We start from the raw sequence: 17,892 nt of genomic DNA, 5'->3' as shown, positions 1-17,892 counted from the left end.
CACACATAGATTATCACGAAAGCATCGAAATGACAATCTAAAAAAAATAAAAAAAAGAAAAGAAAGAAGGCTTCTTCCTTTTCTTAACTAATAATACCTGTTTGTGTAATGTTCACTTTCACTTTTGGAATGATTTTCACCTTCGGATAATCGGTGACCCAGTTCATTTTCATATATTCATCATAGTGTTTTACCCTATATTTTCTGCCAAGGCTTAGGACGTCAGAATTTGCTTCTTGCAGGGCCGCAATGACTCTTTCGGCGTCTTTAGTCAAAATAGCTGACAGCCTTTTATTTAACATTTTAATTTTCTTGTCTGTATCTAAATTGTCTTTCGGATATTCAAGAACAGAGGTGGTGAATTCATAGTCAAGAGAGAAGGTTACGTTTCGATGATCAGGATTGACGATTTTAATGTCTCTCTTTGAATCCGTTACTTGAATGGTGATGTAATTGTTCTCCTTTAATTTCATATCACTTCTTACTTTTTTCGTGAAGTTTGCAAAACTGCCCATTTTACCATCCATAATGGTGAGCAGAATGGCATCCTGGGCATACAGTTCACCTTTCTTTTTCTCATTATGAAATAAGGCAACCCCTCTCACACTCGTTAACTTTTTTGACTTATCGTAGTAGAGTAACGGCAGTGTGAAGTCTTCCCCGGTTTGCAGCATTTTGGACCTTACATTTTGAATGTTTTTAGGTGAAACTTGAGAGGAGTGTGATGCAGAAGTGATCAGGTTGTTTAAATAGTCGTTTACAATGAGTTTTTCTTTGAGCAGCTGATTGATCAATTCCACACAGCTCCCGCCTTGCACCACCGCCAAGTTTGCGAGCAAAGGGCTTTTGGGATCGCGATAAAACATATCTAAGTAAGGGAGCAGCCGGTTTTGGGCAAATTCATCACCGATTAGCAGCACCCGCATTTTCGACAAATCAATTTTTTGGTCTACACTCCGGCTAAAGTTGCTTCGTGCTTTTCTTAAAGTAGGCGCCTCGGTTGTGAGAACAGTAGTTAAATAACTGCCAGTATTCCCTTGCTGCATACTTTGAGATTGCTGCACCTTTCGATAGGTAATTGAATATTTCGCATTGTCATCTTCTCCTTGATCAACGGCTGAAGTTAAAACAAGAGAGATGTCTTTTAATAGGTTTTGATCCCAGCAGCCGGGCATGAAAATGAGGGAAACACACATAAGCAGTATCAAAATGTATCTATGATGCATGTGATTTCACCTTCTTTTTGCGGTGTTTGATCAAGATGATAATGGCCATCATGATCGGAAGTGTGTAAATAAATGAATATTGTGCAACGGTGGTAAAGTCATTAAAGCGCTGGATTCTAAAGTTATCAGTTGACAGAAAACAGCTGGCAGCATAGATCAAAATGGCGTAATAGTAGACATATTTTTTGTGATTTTTTTTCTTCAGCATAGTGGAAACACCATTTGCACAAAAGTACAGATAATTACCCAGTTCGGCTAGAATGACAAACACCCAAAAGCTTAGAAAAATTAAATCCGTCCGCTCAATGACACCGAATGTAATGGTTTTTAATAGATACAAAACAGGATTTGGAATCACATCAAGCTCAGCTGGGCTGAAAAACATAAAACAAATCAATGTAATAAATAGGTAATAAAGCGTCGTGCATATATTTGAAATGGTCATCACTTTATATCGTGCCTTAATGGTGCCCTTCATCAGTGGAGAGATGATCAAAATCATCTCAAATCCATTCATTGACAGCACCACGTCCTTCAATCCAAGCTGAAATTGAGAAATATCGGTTTGGAAAAAAGGCAGAAGGTAATCAATATTGGTTCCTTTCAATGCATAGAACATCAAAAGAGACAGCAAGAGTATAACGGGAGTCAAAATAAAGTTAAACCTCACAATGGCTGTAATTTGCTCCTTTGCGATATAGATAATGCATATCATCAGTAATAGGATAATCATCCAGTTTGGTGTGAGCGGGAGCACCCATATGCCAAGAATCCTTGTGAATATAGAAAGGACTACGATGCAGACCGAGGCAAAGTATACCGTATAGAGCACGACCAAGGCGCGTCCAATCCATTTTCCAAAGACCTCAATCAGCGCTTGGAAAAATGACGTTTCTGGATACTTGTAGATGATATAAAGAAAAATGGTATTGATGATTTGGATAAAAAAACACGCGACAATTATTGCCATCCAGCCATCGTGTCCCATGTCTTTCATTAGCAAATGGGGGAGCGCTAAAATACCAACACCAATTTGAGATTGGATGATAAAAAAAACAGCTTGAGGTGGAGATATTTTATTTTTCATTTTTCTTTTTCCACCCTCTCAGTTGTTCAATTTGTTTGTTCTTTTGCGGATTTAAATAAACAGGGCGGTTTTTGTACATCCACATTGGGAGTCGAACCACAGTATCTTTTAAGTCCTGCCAGTTAAATGGAGCAACAGGTGATAAATATGGCACCCCTAGTGATTCTAGGCGGCATAAATTCATGAGAATAATGGCGAGCCCAAATGAAATGCCAATAAATCCAAACATCGATGCCATAAACATGAGCGGGAAACGAAGCATCCTGATGGTGGACGTCATTTCAAACGACGGAAGTACAAATGAAGCGACAGCCGTCACAGCGACTACAATCACTTGGACATTCGAAATAAGTCCTGCTTGTACAACCGCATCCCCAATAACCAAACCTCCTACGATGCCAATGGTCTGCCCGATAGGTTTAGGCAGACGCACCCCAGCCTCACGTATAAGTTCAATTGTGATCTCCATCAGCATAGCCTCAATCAATGGAGGAAAGGGAATGCCAATAATAGAGTTCTTCATCGTAATAGCTAGTTCATCTGGGACAACCTCATAATGAAACGCAATAACAGCAATATAAAAAGATGGCAATATGACTGCGATGATGCAGGCAAGATAACGAAGAATACGAATAAACGTAGCAGGAATCCAGCGGCTGTTATAATCATCTGGCGACTGAAAAAAACTAAAGAACGTGATAGGCAGAATAATGGCCATTGGACTGCCATCCATGAGTACGACTATTCTGCCTTCAAGAATGGCAGATCTTACCTTGTCCGGACGTTCTGTATCAATCAGCTGCGGGAAAATAGAATATGAATCTTCCTCAATTGCCTCAACGATAGAGCCAGGACTTATCAGTGTGTCTACTTTAATAGAAGAAATCCGTCTGTTGACTTCTTCGACCTTTTCTTGATTGGCAATATCAGATATATAAACCGTTGCAAGCTTTGTTTCCGATTTTGTACCGACCTTATGATATTGAATGGCAAGCTTCCGATCATTTAAATGCGAACGCAGTAAGTAGATATTGGTATCAAGACTTTCAACAAAACCATCATGTGCACCCGCGATAATACTTTCAGAAGACGGTTCAGTAATAGAGCGCAGCGGCGGCTGTCCGACAGCAAACAGCTTGATTTGCGAGGAGTTTTCATCAAGAAAGGCAATACTTCCCGCAATAATACTGTCTGTGATCAGCGTCAAGTCGCCTGTTTCAAGTGTGCTAAGAGACTTTATATAATTCTGCTTTCCAGGAGAGCCTAATAAGTTACCGATAATGAAATCATTTAATTTGCCTTCATCAATTCTTGTTTTAATAAAGAACAGCACAGATTTTGTTTCATTCACCATTAACTCTCGATATTCAAAATCGCCGCTTTGCTGAAATGTTTTTTTTAGGATACGGATTTTTTCCTCGAAGCTGCCTGATAAAAAATGCAGGCGTGTCTGCTCATTGGTGTTTGGCATCTTTAGCCTCCTCTCACAGATTTTTTACCCATAGTGTAAGCGGAGAAGCGGATTTTATTCGTCTCCTTTGGGGAAAGCATGACATAAGCTGACAACTTTCAACTAAATTCACATTAAAAATGTTAAGAAATGATGAATCTTGATAAAAACAAATGAATAATGTTTCATTGTTTAGGTCATAAGGTGCGAATCTCGTAAAGAGAAGGTACACCGAAATGATCAAAATTTTTACATCTTATCCCAATTTTTCGTGACCTAAAAATAAGCAGATGACTTGATTTTTTTAGAGGTGACCTTTGTCATAGGCCAACACATAGCAATCTGACCAATGAGGATGACTTTCTAACCTGTTCGTTCAAAAATATAAAACATTCCAAAACACGCACTATTTATTTAAAGCGCTGATATGACTGATGTTATTGAGAAGAGCGGGCTTTAAAACATTGATTCAAAATACATCTTAATAATTGTCAAAAAATTTAGGGAGAAAAGGACAAAAGATTTTCGGATCATTGATGGTAACGCTTTCTTATGAATTCAGCAGAAATTCAGATTGATTTTTGTCCGCCTTTTGGCCTTTTCATTTAAAGGATGGGTAGGCAAAAAAGCCTTCTGATTAGAGGAATTTGGCATACGAGGAAGTGAAAGATTATGTTACATAATACCGATTGTGATTTTATGCTGAACAGATATACTGTTGATTGAATTTACATATCACACTCATAAAAAAAGGAGATGTAGATAGCGATGTGGTTAATCGTTATAGCCTGTGTCATCATGTTAGGGATTGGCTTTATTGAAAAGAAGCGTCATCAGAAAAATATCGATGCCCTGCCGGTGCGCGTCAATATTAATGGTATTCGCGGAAAGTCTACCGTCACAAGATTGACAACCGGTATCTTAATGGAGGCAGGTTATAAAACTGTCGGTAAAACAACGGGAACGGATGCAAGAATGATTTATTGGGATACGCCAGAGGAGAAACCGATTAAAAGGAAACCGCAAGGACCGAATATCGGAGAGCAGAAAGAAGTTATGAGAGAAACAGTTGAAAGAGGAGCAAATGCCATCGTCAGTGAATGTATGGCGGTAAATCCAGATTACCAAATTATCTTTCAGGAAGAGCTGCTTCAAGCAAATATTGGCGTGATCGTAAACGTTCTTGAAGACCATATGGACGTTATGGGGCCGACACTTGATGAAATAGCAGAAGCCTTTACAGCGACAATTCCTTACAATGGACACTTGGTTATTACGGATAGTGAATATACAGATTTCTTTAAAGAGATTGCGAAAAAACGCAACACAGAAGTCATTGTTGCGGATAATTCCAAGATTTCCGATGAGTTTTTGCGGAAATTTGAGTACATGGTTTTCCCAGATAATGCTTCACTTGCACTTGGTGTTGCCCAAGCATTAGGGATTGATGAAGATACGGCATTCAGAGGAATGTTAAATGCGCCGCCTGATCCAGGAGCGATGAGAATTCTCCCATTAATGGACGCGAAAACACCTGGACACTTTGTAAATGGATTTGCGGCAAATGACGCAGCATCTACATTGAACATTTGGAAGCGTGTGAAAGAAATTGGATATCCAACAGATGAACCGATTATTATTATGAACTGCCGTGCGGATCGGGTAGATAGAACGATCCAGTTTGCGGAGGATGTACTTCCATATATTGAAGCAAGTGACCTTGTCTTAATTGGTGAAACAACTGATCCAATTGTGAAGGCATATGAGGAAGGGAAAATTCCGGCTGACCACTTACACAACCTTGAATATCAATCTACAGAAGAAATTATGAATATGCTTGAGAAAAAGCTTCATAATCGAGTGGTTTATGGAGTCGGCAATATCCATGGTGCCGCTGAACCGTTAATCGAAAAAATTCAAGAATACAAAATTAAGCAGCTTGTCAGCTAGGAGGAAATATAGAAAATGTTCGGATCAGATCTTTATATCTCGTTAATTTTAGGTGTTCTACTTAGTTTAATCTTTGCAGAAAAAACAGGAATCGTACCGGCTGGACTTGTTGTCCCGGGTTATCTGGCGCTCGTATTTAACCAGCCAGTCTTCATTTTAATCGTCTTATCTGTCAGCTTGCTTACGTATGTGATCGTTCGCTTTGGCTTATCAAAATTCATGATTTTATACGGACGCAGAAAGTTTGCTGCGATGCTGATTACAGGGATTGCCTTAAAGCTGATATTTGATTTCTTCTATCCAGTGGTCCCATTTGAAATAGCAGAATTCCGCGGAATTGGAATCATCGTCCCTGGATTGATTGCAAATACAATTCAAAAGCAAGGACTTACGATTACCCTTGGAAGCACGTTACTTCTAAGTGGTGCAACATTTGCCATCATGTATGTTTACTATCTATTTTAAGATAAGGTGTGTCCAATGATGAATAAAAAATTGAGCTTTCAGGAAAAGCTGCTGAAAATCACAAAGAATCAAAAGAAAAAGACGAATAAACACGTACTCATTGCTTTACCGATCGTCATTGCTTGTACATTTCTATTTACGTTTATCGGGAAAGCACAAGTGCCAACTGTACAAAAAAATCCAGAAAACATCCTGACCGCTTCGTTTGTCGGTGACATTATGTTTGGAAGAAACGTAGAGAAAGTAACAGAACGCTATGGAAAAGAGCATCTCTTTCGTTATGCCAAGCCATATTTTGATGTGTCAGATTATGTGACAGGTAACTTTGAGCATCCTGTTGCATCAGATAAGGAACAGGCAGCCCAAAAGAATATTCATTTAAAAACAGATGAAGATTCTGTCCAAGCGTTGAAGGATTTAAATTTCTCTGTCTTAAACTTTGCGAATAACCATGCGGCAGACTATGGTGAAAAAGGGCTGAACAACACGATCAATGCCTTTGAACAAAATGGCATGGATTATACAGGTGCAGGTCGTAACCTCCAAGATGCGAAGCAGAACATTTCGTACAAAGAAGTAAATGGTGTCAAAATTGCTACACTTGGTTTTACAGATGTGTATGGGAAAGATTTCAAAGCAACGAATCGCCAGGCGGGTATTCTGCCAGCCGATCCATCTATCTTTATTCCGATGATTTCGCAGGCTGCTGAAAAGGCAGATCTCGTCGTTGTTCATGCTCACTGGGGACAGGAGTACAACAATGAAGTAAACGACAGACAAAGAGAATTGGCAAGAGCGATGTCTAAGGCCGGAGCTGATATCATTATCGGTGCTCATCCGCACGTCCTTGAACCAATGGAAGTCTATAACGGAACAGCGATTTTCTATAGCCTAGGCAACTTTATTTTTGACCAAGGCTGGTCAAGAACACGTGATTCTGCACTTGTTCAGTATCATCTGAATGAAGATGGAAAAGCGACATTTGAAGTTGTCCCAATGTACATCAAAGAAGCAACACCTGCTCCAGTAAAAGCAGGATCTCTAGAATCAAAAGCCATTATCCGTATGCTGACCAATGGAACGAATGCGGATTGGAAAGAAAAAGACGGACACATTTTCTTTGAAGTAGATCACGCTGATAAAGTTAAAAACTTAAAAGAAAACGGAGGGAAAGAGAAGAAATGAAATTCCTAAAAGCAAGCTGGCCGTTTGTTGCGTTAATTTTAGTCTTTGTCTTTATGTCTGCTTTTAAATTTAGTGACAGTCTGACAGATCACGAAAAACAAAAGATTTCGGTTGAAATGCAGAAAATTGAACAGCAAAAGCAGTCAAAAGCGGAAGCAGGTAAATAACCTAAAAAGGATAAAGGGCACGCACATCGCGTGCTCTTTTTTTGTCGAAAAAGGGTGTAAAATGAAAGGTGTCATGCCGAAACTATAGAAGATTGGAGGGAAAAGATCATGAAATGGAAAGGAATATTGATAGGAGGGTGTGCGCTTGTAGGGCTGATGTTCATGTCTCAATCAGCGGTATCTGCTCAAACACCATCTCTTTTGGAGCAAGCGGAAAAGCTGATTGGAACACCTTATCATAAAGGAGGAACCGATCCAAAAACGGGCTTTGATGCATCTGGGTTTATTCAATATGTGTACAAGACATCCGAAACATTTGATTTGCCGCGGAAGGTCATCGACCAATATCAGATTGGAAAAAAGGTATCATGGGATAAAGCGCAGCCCGGTGACCTTGTGTATTTCCGAAGCCTTGAAGAAACAAAGGATATCCCAACACATGTGGCGTTGTACGCGGGGAACAATCAGGTCATCCACATCACGCTTAGTCAAGGTGTGGTGAAAACAGATGTCAGCAAAAGCAAATATTGGACAGACCGATTTTATGCGGTCAAACGCCTGCCCGGCACACAAGAAATTTCTGATGATCCTCTTGTGAAAGATGCGCTGACCTATTTAGGAATTCCTTATGAATTTGGAGGAGCAGATCCAAAGACTGGATTCGACTGCTCAGGATTTTTACAGTATTTATTTGAAAAATCACTTGGAATCTATTTACCTCGAAGTGCTGAACAGCAGTGGATCGTTGGAGAAAAAGTGGCATTAGACGATATCCGCCCTGGGGATTTTGTCTTTTTTAGCAACACATATAAGCCCGGAATTTCTCATGTAGGTATGTATATTGGAGGCGACCGCTTTATTCATGCGAGCCGTTCTGAAAGTGTGACAATTTCTTATTTGTCTGAATCGTATTGGCGCGAGAAATGGACAGGTGCAAAACGGTTAACAGATCTGGAGCTTGCGAAAGAGGACCCTATCGTATCAAAAGCCGCTACGTATATTGGTGAAGTCCCTTATGTCAAAGGCGGTACGAACCCAAAGGAAGGATTTGATACAGCAGGGTTCACGCAGTACGTGTATCAAGAAGTGCTTGGCATTGAGCTGCCCCGCTATGCATCAGGTCAAGTCAAAGCAGGTACACCTGTGAAACGTTCTGAACTTCAGCCGGGAGATCTTGTCTTCTTCAGCGGAACATCATTGATGCCGGCGATATATGCAGGATCCAATCAAGTCATTCATGTGACTGTCTCAAACGGTGTTGTCTTAACCAATATGAAAACAAGTACGTACTGGAAGGACAAATATGAAACGGCTGTTAGAATCAAAAAATAAAGAAAAAGCCCGATCAATACTTGTATCGGACTTCTGAACTTCTCTATAGGCGCTGATCAGACAAGCGTCTTTTTTTCATGGAATTGATTTTGTAAAAGAAGATCAATAAAATAAGCGACACCGTCTTCATGATTTCCTTTTGTGATGAAGGTGCTCTTTTCTTTAATGACATCAACAGCATTCCCCATTGCAATGCGGTGGCCTGCTTCTTCAAACATAGAAAGGTCGTTTGGGCTGTCACCAATTGCATAAATATGTGAGCGGTCTACACCATAATGGGCTGCGAGCTTTTTCAGGGCATGTCCTTTTCCAGACTCTTTTGGCAGCACCTCAATAATATGCTTTCCAGACGAGGTCAATGAAAGCTCGGGCATCTCTGCCAGAAGATTTCGTGCTTCGTTCAGTTTGTTCATATCAAAAGAGAAGCAGAGTAATTTATAGGTCGGTTCGTTCGACTCAAAAATCTCACGGATATCATCTACTGGTTTGATGCCAAATTGTTTAAATTGCGTCATGGCTCCTTCCCATAGATCAGCGAGATCCTCATTTGGGTTTGCGCTTTTGATCAGATCAAATTCTGCTTTCAGCTTCTCTTTTCCATCAAAAGGAGAGAGGAGAGCATCATCTGTATAGACTTCAAAGTAAATGTTTCGTTCCACTAATGCCTTTGCAGCCCGCTTGCCCGCTTCTTGGTCCAATGTGATACGGCTGAAGAGCTCGTATCCTTCTGTATGGACAGTCCCGCCGTTTGCCGCAATAATGGGGATGTCCAAATCACCAAGCAGCTCCTTTACATCAAAAGTTGCCCGCCCTGTACAGATGGTCACAATATATCCAGCTTCCTTTGCACGAATCAATGCCTCACGGTTTTGAGCGGATATTTCACTTTTTGTATTTAAGAGTGTACCGTCTAAATCAATCGCAATCATTTTTTTCATCGCTGTCAAATCCTCCTTCATTCATGCAATAGCCTCTTCAAAGTATGTACGATTTTCTTCATTCTCATAAAAAAGGAAGGTTGATTCCTCTTTATCAAGGCTAAACAAAAATGAGTGAATGATCAAGGAAATAAGAAAAAGCGCCCCTTAGGGACGCTTTTATTTATGATAATTCAAGCTGCTTCTTCAATTCAGTTTTCACTTCGTTCAGCTGGTTTTGATCCAATTGGAAATAATAAACGCCGTTTGGCTGGTAATCAGATCCTTTAAGCTGAATGGTATCAACCGATTTCAATGATGTCAGAAGCGGGAAAAGACCGACTAACTCCTTCATTGAAAGGGTGGTAGACACATTATCGCCGAGAGTATCAATGATATTGTCGTATGACGGAATAGATGTTAATGATTTTGATTTATCAAAAATGGCTTTTAACACTTCCATTTGACGCTGTCCACGCATTAAATCACTATCTGCTTTTCTTGTTCTCACATATGCGAGCGCTTGATCACCATCTAGTGTATGAGTTCCAGTTTGAAGCACAACCTTGCCTTTTGTATCCTTTTTAATCTGTTTCACAAGATACTCATCCTTGATGTTAATAGGAACACCGTTTAATTCGTTGACGATTTCTTTAAACGCTACGAAATTACTTTGAATGACAAAATCGACCGGAATATCTAGTAAATCTTCAACTGTGCTCACTGTTAAATCTGCACCGCCAAATGCGTGTGCGTGAGTAATTTTATCAAAACCGTGGCCTGGAATATTAACGTATGAGTCCCTAGGAATGCTTAATAATTTAACGGTTTTATTTGTGCGGTTAATGGTTGCCAAAACCATTGCGTCACTTCGTGCTTGTTTCACTGTTTCGCCCGGTCTGCTGTCAATTCCAAGCAGCAAGACAGAAAAACTGTCTTTTCCTGGATCGAATGCTTCAATTCGTTTCACAGATTGTGCGCCGCGATCAAGAGATACTTGAGCCTTTTTAGCAGCATTGGTTATTTTATAGTAGGCATAGCCTGTGACTGAAGCCGTTGTCAGTAAAAGAATACTAATGATAAAAAGAGTGACTTTCACCCATGGTTTTAAACGCTTTTTTCCTTTGCGTTTACTTCGTGATTGATCCATATATTTTAAACCCTCGCTATGATTTTATAGTAAAGATGTCCTTCTTTCTGCTTACAAACTAAAACAAATATACCTTAAAACGGGATATAGTGCGACATTTTTTTCACTAACGCTTAATTGACGTTTCCTTCTCGTAAAAAGTTTCAAAGATACACAAATGAAATATATTTGTCATAAAACATCGAAATGTTTGAAATGACAGGAAGTGAGGAAAATGACTTTTCATAGAGTACAGAGACAAAAGTGGGGTTATGTATATGAAAAATCGGAATGGATGGCTTTATTTCTTCGGCGCCCTTGGCGGTGCCTTATATGGCTATGATACAGGTGTCATCTCTGGCGCCATCTTATTTATGAAAGAAGATTTAGGTTTAAATGCGTTTACAGAGGGGCTTGTCGTCAGCTCGATTTTAATCGGGGCGATGCTTGGTTCCTCTCTTTCTGGAAAGCTGACAGACCAATTTGGGCGGAAAAAAGCCATCATCGCCGCAGCTATTTTGTTTATTATCGGTGGATTTGGTACAGCTCTCGCCCCGAATACGGAAGTGATGATCTTATTCCGAATTGTACTAGGGCTCGCTGTCGGGTGCTCGACAACGATTGTTCCATTATATTTATCTGAACTTGCGCCAAAGGAATCACGAGGGGCACTGTCCTCTTTAAACCAGCTCATGATCACATTTGGTATTCTTCTTGCCTATATTGTGAACTACGCTTTAGCGGATGCAGAGGCATGGCGCTTGATGCTTGGAATTGCGGTTGTTCCTTCTGTTCTTTTATTATTCGGGATTTTGTTTATGCCGGAAAGTCCCCGCTGGCTGTTTGTCCACGGACAGGCTGACCGTGCGAAGGAGATATTATCTAAACTCAGAAAAAGTAAGCAAGAAGTGGCAGAAGAAATTTCAGATATTCAAAAGGCGGAAAGTGAAGAGAAAGGCGGTTTTAAGGAATTATTTGAGCCATGGGTACGCCCAGCATTGATTGCTGGTGTCGGCCTTGCCTTTCTGCAGCAGTTTATCGGTACAAATACGATCATTTACTATGCACCAAAAACATTCACAAGTGTTGGCTTTGGGAATTCAGCAGCGATTTTAGGAACTGTCGGAATTGGTGCAGTGAATGTCATCATGACGTTTGTTGCCATTAAAATCATTGACCGTGTAGGGCGTAAAGCGCTGCTCCTATTTGGGAATGCAGGAATGGTCCTTAGTTTAATTGTCCTGTCAGTGGTCAACCGATTTTTTGAAGGATCAACAGCAGCAGGATGGACAACCGTTATTTGTTTGGGTCTCTTTATCGTCATCTTTGCTGTCAGCTGGGGTCCTGTCGTTTGGGTGATGCTTCCAGAGCTGTTCCCAGTACATGTCAGGGGAATCGGTACAGGTGTCTCGACCTTCCTTCTTCATACAGGAAATTTAATCATCTCGCTGACATTCCCAGCTTTATTAAGCGCGATTGGCATCAGTAATCTCTTCCTCATTTATGCGGTCATTGGCGTAGTCGCCTTCTTATTTGTAAAATACTTGGTGACCGAAACGAAGGGGAAAAGTCTTGAAGAAATTGAAGAAGATTTAAAAAAGAGAAATCGTGCCGTCACAAGTGGCGAAGGAAAAACGGTATGAACGATGGCCAGCTGCCGTGTGCAGCTGGTTTTTCTATGTTAAACAAACGTTTAATCAAGAAAGGACATTCCCTCATCTTCTGAACGTGCTGCCTATCACATACATATGGAACAGGCGGGTGAAAGGTGGAAATGAGATGAAAGGGAAAACAAGCATTGTCATGCTGACGTACAATGAACTGCATTTGACGAAAACATGTATCGAGAGCATTAAACAGCATACGAACAGCGGCCAATATGAACTCATCGTCGTCGATAATGCGTCAACTGATGGCACGAAGGAATATGTAAGAGAGCTGGATGATGTGATTTTCATTGATAATGAAGAGAATGAAGGTTTTGCAAAGGGATGTAATCAAGGGGCAAAAAAAGCTTCAGGAGACAGCATTCTCTTTTTAAATAATGACACGATCGTGACGGAAAATTGGCTTCCTCCATTAAAAGAGGCGCTATTGGCTTCAGAACAGATTGGGATGGTGGGGCCCGTCTCTAATTATGTAAGCGGCCCTCAGATGGTCCAGCCATCGTATACAGATGTGAAGGAGCTCCCAGCCTTTGCTAAGGAGTATACGTCTAAGAGAAAAGGTCAGAGAACTTATGTGCACCGGCTTGTAGGGTTTTGCTTGCTCGTGAAAAGAAAGCTGATCGAGGATGTGGGATTATTTGATGAGCGGTTTGTATATGGATCATTTGAGGATGACGATCTATGTTTGCGGTCATTATTAAAAGGATATCAGCTGCAAATTGTGCATGATTCCTTTGTGCATCATCATGGTCATGCTACCTTCAATGCCAATCAAGATACGAACATCTCTACACTGTTTACTGAGAATAGACTTCGATTTTTAGATAAGTGGGGCATAGATCTAAATTTGATCACTCCTCATCCGTATTTTGCGGAATTACTCCCTGAGGACGCTGCACACGTGCTGGATGTTGGGTGCGGAGCTGGCGCAACTGGGCTTGAACTGATGAATCGGCAGTCTGTACACATGTACGGGGTAGAGGCAGATACATTAAAAGCAGCGGTCGCAAAGGCGTATTATGAAGAAGTCATCGAGGCAAATGCAGATGAATACCCATGGTCAGAAAAAGAGGCCTTTTTTGATGCGGTCATTTTTTCGGATGTTTTAGAGCATGTGTCAGATCCTTGGCACATCATTGAGCAAGCGCACGCCTCTTTAAAGCCAGGCGGCGTCATCATTTGCTGCCTGCCTAACATGATGCATGCAGAGGTGCTTCTTCCTTTAATGACAGGTGATTTTACTTATCAAGATGTAGGAATCTTAGACCGAACCCATATACGGTTTTTCACACCAAACACCATGCGTGCGCTTTTCCCAGACCAATTATTTGAACGCGTGATCGAGCAGCGGATCAATGTACAGATTGATCAAAACGTCCAATTGTTTTTTGACGAGGTGGCGAGGATAGGAGCATCACTTGGCTTTCAAACAAAAGCGTTGTCTGATCAAGTGTCTTTGTATCAGCTTCTCATTGTCGTACGTAAAAAAGGCGGCTCTCTTTTGGGATAACCGCCTTTTTGTATTACCATTTGAAGCTTTTCGTTGCACCTTCTGCACCAAAGTTCAAGATGCTCACTTTGATGTCATACGTTATGTCTGCTTCTTGAAATAGTTTGTCCCATTCATCTCGATGCTGATCCCAATATTCAGGATACTTAATACGAAACTGCCGGCTAAAAAAAATAGGATCAACACCTACTTCATGTTGCATATGACTGACCGTTTTTTGTATGCGCTCTTTAATTTTATGAGAAAAAATCTTCTCAAATCGTTTAATGTACTGTTCATCGTATGAGTTTTCCGGGGGATATTGATCCTCTGACAATTTTCCATTTGTTTGTACACTAACGTTAAATGAAACCTTTCCGTCTTTCAGGTAGGGTTCAATCTTGGTTTTGGCTTTCTTAATTTCATACGTAATCGGAAAGCCTTTATAGGTGGCAGGTACAACGCCGCCTGAGATACGGTCCATCACCCAGTTTAAATATTGTACATCCTGTGCAGAGATGAAACCGATCAGCTTTCTTGTTTTTCCGTGAATGATACCTGCCCCATCATAAATAAGTTCACCGTCTACCGCATCTACACTTTGTACAAGGAAGCTAATGCCCATCTGAAAATAATCAGATGCCCGGCCAATACGTGTTGGCAGTGCGATCTTCCCGTTAAAGCTTCGGTTTTTGGATGTTTCGAAGATATGTTCAACCGGAACCTTTTGCTGTGATTTCAATTTTTGATTGATGACTTTTGACGCATCACCTCGTGACACGAGGAGATAGCTGCTGCGCCGAACCTCATCATCTCGAATAAAATGATTGAGTGTTCCTTGAATATCGTGATGCTCCGCCTGGGTTTTGCCGAACAAGAAGATTTTCAGGTGATCACTATAGATCGGCGGGTCCTTCAAGGCGACATTACTGACAGCCTCCAGCACATTTTTTCCCTTCGAGACGACATTCACATAGCCGGGAGAATCGGCTTCTTGTGTTCCGCCTGTTTTCGGTACAAGGTTTTGATAGGTCAGCTTAACTCCATTCTCATCTTGTTCATCAATGCCAACACCGCGTACAAACGATAGTTTTTCAATATCCTTTAAGTCCCAGCAGCCTGCTGATAGAAGGAAAAGAAAGCAGGATAAAAAGAATAAAAGTACACGTCTTCCTCTCATGCAGAACGACCTCCCCATTTTTTGCGTATCATCAGCAGGGCAGCTGTAATAAAAGGAATGGCTAAAACCGCGAACAATGCGTAGCCGAGTAAAGTAGAATAGTAAAAGACTTCATTAATATTTTTAGGGAAAAGTGAGAGGGCTGATGTAATCAAAAATAGCAGCCATAACAGTCTCGTTAAATTGGTTGTTTTAAAAACGGTGAAACAGCCTTTAATCGCAAACTGGAAAAATCCCAGCATACAAATGAACTGCTGACACGTCCAGATCGTCAGTAAGAAAATATCAAATCGTTCGATAAACACCCCTTCAATTTCAAGCGCTTGAATGAGGGACACCGTCGGCCAGGTGAGAGATTTCGTTTCACCCACGGTCATGGAGCCAATCACAATAAAAAGTGTGAGGGAGTACACGAGAGACGTAATGCCAACGCCGATGGCAGCTGCCCATTTTGCCTTCGACCATTTGTCTTTATAAATGAGTGGCACGACAAACAAAATCACTTCAAAGCCTGTAAATTGAATAAAGGTTTGAGAGAACAGTTTACTAAAATCTTTAAAACCATGCGCCATCACAGGACGCAAATAATCAAAATCAAATATTTTCAAACAAAACAGCATGAGCGCTATGTAAATGACCATGGTGATTGGATAAATATAGGTCACCATTTTGACAACTGGAAAGATACCGCTTTTCAAATGATAGATCGCCACAAGTAGAAAAATCATTACAATCACTGCCATGGGAGTCGATTGCAGGAGGAAAAACTGGACCACTTCGCCGAGAACACGTGCCTCAAAGCCGACAATGCCTAGTAAATAGGCGACCAGCATTAAATTAAAGATCGTCCCGAAGAATGCCCCTGCTCCTTTTGTATTTGACTCAAAAATGGTGTCTGGTGCATTCTTTTCGGCAATCCACCCCAACAAAAAAGCAACGAAAGCAAAGATGACTCCCTGTATTAATACAATGATCCAGCCATCAGGGTATCCTGAATTGGCAGAACTGCGTGGAATGGTTAAAATTCCAGCGCCTATCATTGTAGAGCTGCAGAGGATGGTGACTTGTAACAATGATAGCCTTTCAGGTCTGTACATCGTTTAATCTCCTTGTCTTTTGAGATTTTTTATTTTTGCTGTTTTTGGTCTGGATTTAAATAGCCCGATTGGTAAACGAACGTACGTATCCTTTAGATCTGAAAACGGTGAAGACAACACTGGTGTGAAATAGTCAAAACCAAAGGTCTTTAATTGCATCAAGTGACAAAGCACAAATAAATAACACATGATTAAGCCGTATAATCCAAACAATGCTGAACTAAATATCGCCATAAACCGCAAAATACGCAGTGGAAAACTAAAGTCATATGACGGTGCCGTGAAGTCAGCCAATGCAGTCAGTGACACAATAATCACCATTAAGGCACTGACGATATTGGCTTGGACAGCTGCTTGACCAATAATTACGCCGCCAATGAGCCCAATTGTCTGTCCGATGGCTCTTGGAAGCCGTAGTCCAGCTTCACGCAGCAGCTCTATCGTAAAAGACATGAGAATGGCTTCGACAACAGGAGGGAAGGGAACATTCTGCCTGCTGCCTGCGATGGTGAGTGCCATTCTTGTCGGTAATAAACCGGGATGATAAGAGACAAGTGCAATGTAAAGCCCGGGTAAAAAAATCGTGAGGAGCACGGCAATATAACGAAGTAAACGCAAAAGAGTCGCGCTTGTCCACCTCTGATAATAATCTTCCGGAGATTGCATTAAAGCTGTAAGTGTCATAGGTAAAATAAGGGCAAAAGGAGTCCCATCGAGCAAAATGGAGACTTTTCCTTCAAGCACAGATGCTATCACCCGGTCAGGACGTTCTGTGTTTTGAATCTGTGGAAAAATGGAGATGTGACTGTCCTCAATCAGCTGTTCAATATAGCCGGTTTCAGGGATATCATCCATCTTGATTTCGGTCATGCGTGATAGCACATCTTCTACTAGTTTAGGATCAGCAATATCACGAACATACACAAGAGCAGCGGATTTTTTATTTCGAGTACCTATACTCACCTTTTGAATCACAAGGTGAGGATCGTTTGCCCGCTCACGGAGTAAAGCCGTGTTTTTTTCAAGATTCTCAATAAATCCGATCCGCGGTCCTCTTACAAGAACTTCAGATTGCGGCTCTTCTACTTCTCTAAATTGAAAAAGATTCGTATGGAGCGCAAGCGCTTGAGCCGCTCCATCTACAAATAAAATAGCCCTGCCGCTATATAACTGCTCGATGGCAAGGTTCATATCATCCAGCACATCACTTTGAATGCCAAAGAACGTTTTTGAAAGGGAGGAAAGTGTAGCAGAACCAACCTCGGTGATGTCGAGTTCCTTTTGCATAGGTGAAATGATTTGCTTAGAAAGCATCTCAAATTCTGTGAGTCCTTCAACGTACACGAGACATGCAGAAATAGTGGAAGGACCAAATGAAAAAGAGTGGAACACGATATCATCACTTCTTCCGGCAAAGCTTTTGACACGCTTAATGACGGACGCTATATCTTGTTCAATACGACTTTTCATAATACCTCACCCTCATCACATGTTTTTTATAGAGTGACTCGGAAGGTGGAGAATTATGCAAATAGAAAAAAGAGAATCCCC

At 41.0% G+C, this 17,892-nt stretch carries 15 protein-coding genes; 7 read left to right on the top strand and 8 right to left on the bottom strand.

The window, feature by feature from the left end:
• Nucleotides 1-83: 83 nt before the first annotated feature.
• From NSS80_RS17680 to NSS80_RS17670, 3 genes are read right to left on the bottom strand one after another with little or no spacing between them, the layout of a single operon-like run.
• Nucleotides 84-1,226: a Ger(x)C family spore germination protein gene (locus NSS80_RS17680; protein ID WP_041115542.1), complete on the bottom strand. Its 1,143-nt coding sequence runs from the start codon at nucleotides 1,224-1,226 to the stop codon at nucleotides 84-86.
• Nucleotides 1,216-2,313, bottom strand: a complete 1,098-nt coding sequence (locus NSS80_RS17675) for an endospore germination permease (RefSeq protein ID WP_342498360.1) — start codon at nucleotides 2,311-2,313, stop codon at nucleotides 1,216-1,218. The genes NSS80_RS17680 and NSS80_RS17675 overlap by 11 nt, the downstream gene beginning before the upstream one ends.
• Nucleotides 2,303-3,784, bottom strand: coding sequence for a spore germination protein (locus NSS80_RS17670; RefSeq protein WP_024426302.1), 1,482 nt, complete (start codon nucleotides 3,782-3,784; stop codon nucleotides 2,303-2,305). Before NSS80_RS17670 ends, NSS80_RS17675 begins: the two co-directional genes overlap by 11 nt.
• Nucleotides 3,785-4,531: 747 nt before the next feature.
• Here NSS80_RS17670 and pgsB point away from each other — a divergent pair.
• The 5 genes from pgsB (at nucleotide 4,532) to NSS80_RS17645 (ending at nucleotide 8,862) form a co-directional block, all read left to right on the top strand.
• The gene (pgsB, locus tag NSS80_RS17665) at nucleotides 4,532-5,713 is read left to right on the top strand and encodes a poly-gamma-glutamate synthase PgsB (RefSeq protein WP_024423670.1); all 1,182 of its coding nucleotides are present in this window, start codon (nucleotides 4,532-4,534) and stop codon (nucleotides 5,711-5,713) included.
• A gap of 15 nt (nucleotides 5,714-5,728) precedes the next feature.
• Complete coding sequence (pgsC, locus tag NSS80_RS17660) at nucleotides 5,729-6,178, top strand: poly-gamma-glutamate biosynthesis protein PgsC (protein ID WP_024426301.1); 450 nt, start codon at nucleotides 5,729-5,731, stop codon at nucleotides 6,176-6,178.
• A gap of 18 nt (nucleotides 6,179-6,196) precedes the next feature.
• Nucleotides 6,197-7,363, top strand: coding sequence for a CapA family protein (locus NSS80_RS17655; RefSeq protein ID WP_024426300.1), 1,167 nt, complete (start codon nucleotides 6,197-6,199; stop codon nucleotides 7,361-7,363).
• Nucleotides 7,360-7,530, top strand: a complete 171-nt coding sequence (locus NSS80_RS17650; protein WP_087976066.1) for a hypothetical protein — start codon at nucleotides 7,360-7,362, stop codon at nucleotides 7,528-7,530. The genes NSS80_RS17655 and NSS80_RS17650 overlap by 4 nt, the downstream gene beginning before the upstream one ends.
• 108 nt (nucleotides 7,531-7,638) lie before the next feature.
• Nucleotides 7,639-8,862 carry a C40 family peptidase gene (locus NSS80_RS17645; protein ID WP_025093925.1) on the top strand — a complete coding sequence of 408 codons (1,224 nt, stop codon included), beginning with the start codon at nucleotides 7,639-7,641 and terminating at the stop codon, nucleotides 8,860-8,862.
• Nucleotides 8,863-8,918: 56 nt separating this feature from the next.
• On the opposite strand, the gene NSS80_RS17640 is transcribed toward NSS80_RS17645, so the two are convergent.
• Nucleotides 8,919-9,800: a Cof-type HAD-IIB family hydrolase gene (locus NSS80_RS17640; protein WP_024426298.1), complete on the bottom strand. Its 882-nt coding sequence runs from the start codon at nucleotides 9,798-9,800 to the stop codon at nucleotides 8,919-8,921.
• A gap of 163 nt (nucleotides 9,801-9,963) precedes the next feature.
• Entirely contained in the window at nucleotides 9,964-10,929 is a 966-nt protein-coding gene (locus NSS80_RS17635) for an LCP family protein (protein WP_025093927.1), read from the bottom strand.
• A 257-nt stretch (nucleotides 10,930-11,186) separates the two neighbouring features.
• On the opposite strand from NSS80_RS17635, the gene NSS80_RS17630 reads away from it, so the two are divergent.
• Nucleotides 11,187-12,551, top strand: a complete 1,365-nt coding sequence (locus tag NSS80_RS17630) for a sugar porter family MFS transporter (protein ID WP_117603441.1) — start codon at nucleotides 11,187-11,189, stop codon at nucleotides 12,549-12,551.
• Between the two features lie 136 nt (nucleotides 12,552-12,687).
• Nucleotides 12,688-14,085: a bifunctional glycosyltransferase family 2 protein/class I SAM-dependent methyltransferase gene (locus NSS80_RS17625; RefSeq protein WP_342498359.1), complete on the top strand. Its 1,398-nt coding sequence runs from the start codon at nucleotides 12,688-12,690 to the stop codon at nucleotides 14,083-14,085.
• Nucleotides 14,086-14,098: 13 nt separating this feature from the next.
• On the opposite strand, the gene NSS80_RS17620 is transcribed toward NSS80_RS17625, so the two are convergent.
• Genes NSS80_RS17620 through NSS80_RS17610 form a run of 3 tightly spaced genes read right to left on the bottom strand, consistent with a single transcriptional unit; the run spans nucleotide 14,099 to nucleotide 17,811 of the window.
• The gene (locus NSS80_RS17620; RefSeq protein WP_326135250.1) at nucleotides 14,099-15,244 is read right to left on the bottom strand and encodes a Ger(x)C family spore germination protein; all 1,146 of its coding nucleotides are present in this window, start codon (nucleotides 15,242-15,244) and stop codon (nucleotides 14,099-14,101) included.
• The gene (locus NSS80_RS17615) at nucleotides 15,241-16,341 is read right to left on the bottom strand and encodes a GerAB/ArcD/ProY family transporter (protein WP_326135251.1); all 1,101 of its coding nucleotides are present in this window, start codon (nucleotides 16,339-16,341) and stop codon (nucleotides 15,241-15,243) included. The genes NSS80_RS17620 and NSS80_RS17615 overlap by 4 nt, the downstream gene beginning before the upstream one ends.
• Nucleotides 16,342-16,344: 3 nt before the next feature.
• Nucleotides 16,345-17,811, bottom strand: a complete 1,467-nt coding sequence (locus NSS80_RS17610) for a spore germination protein (RefSeq protein WP_034281156.1) — start codon at nucleotides 17,809-17,811, stop codon at nucleotides 16,345-16,347.
• Nucleotides 17,812-17,892 lie beyond the last annotated feature (81 nt).

This window comes from Bacillus sp. FSL M8-0350, from assembly GCF_038593345.1.
In the GTDB taxonomy this organism is placed as follows: Bacteria; Bacillota; Bacilli; order Bacillales; family Bacillaceae; genus Bacillus; species Bacillus safensis.
Note: the sequence above shows the minus strand (reverse complement) of the source record. Positions and strands in the feature narration are given on the sequence as shown.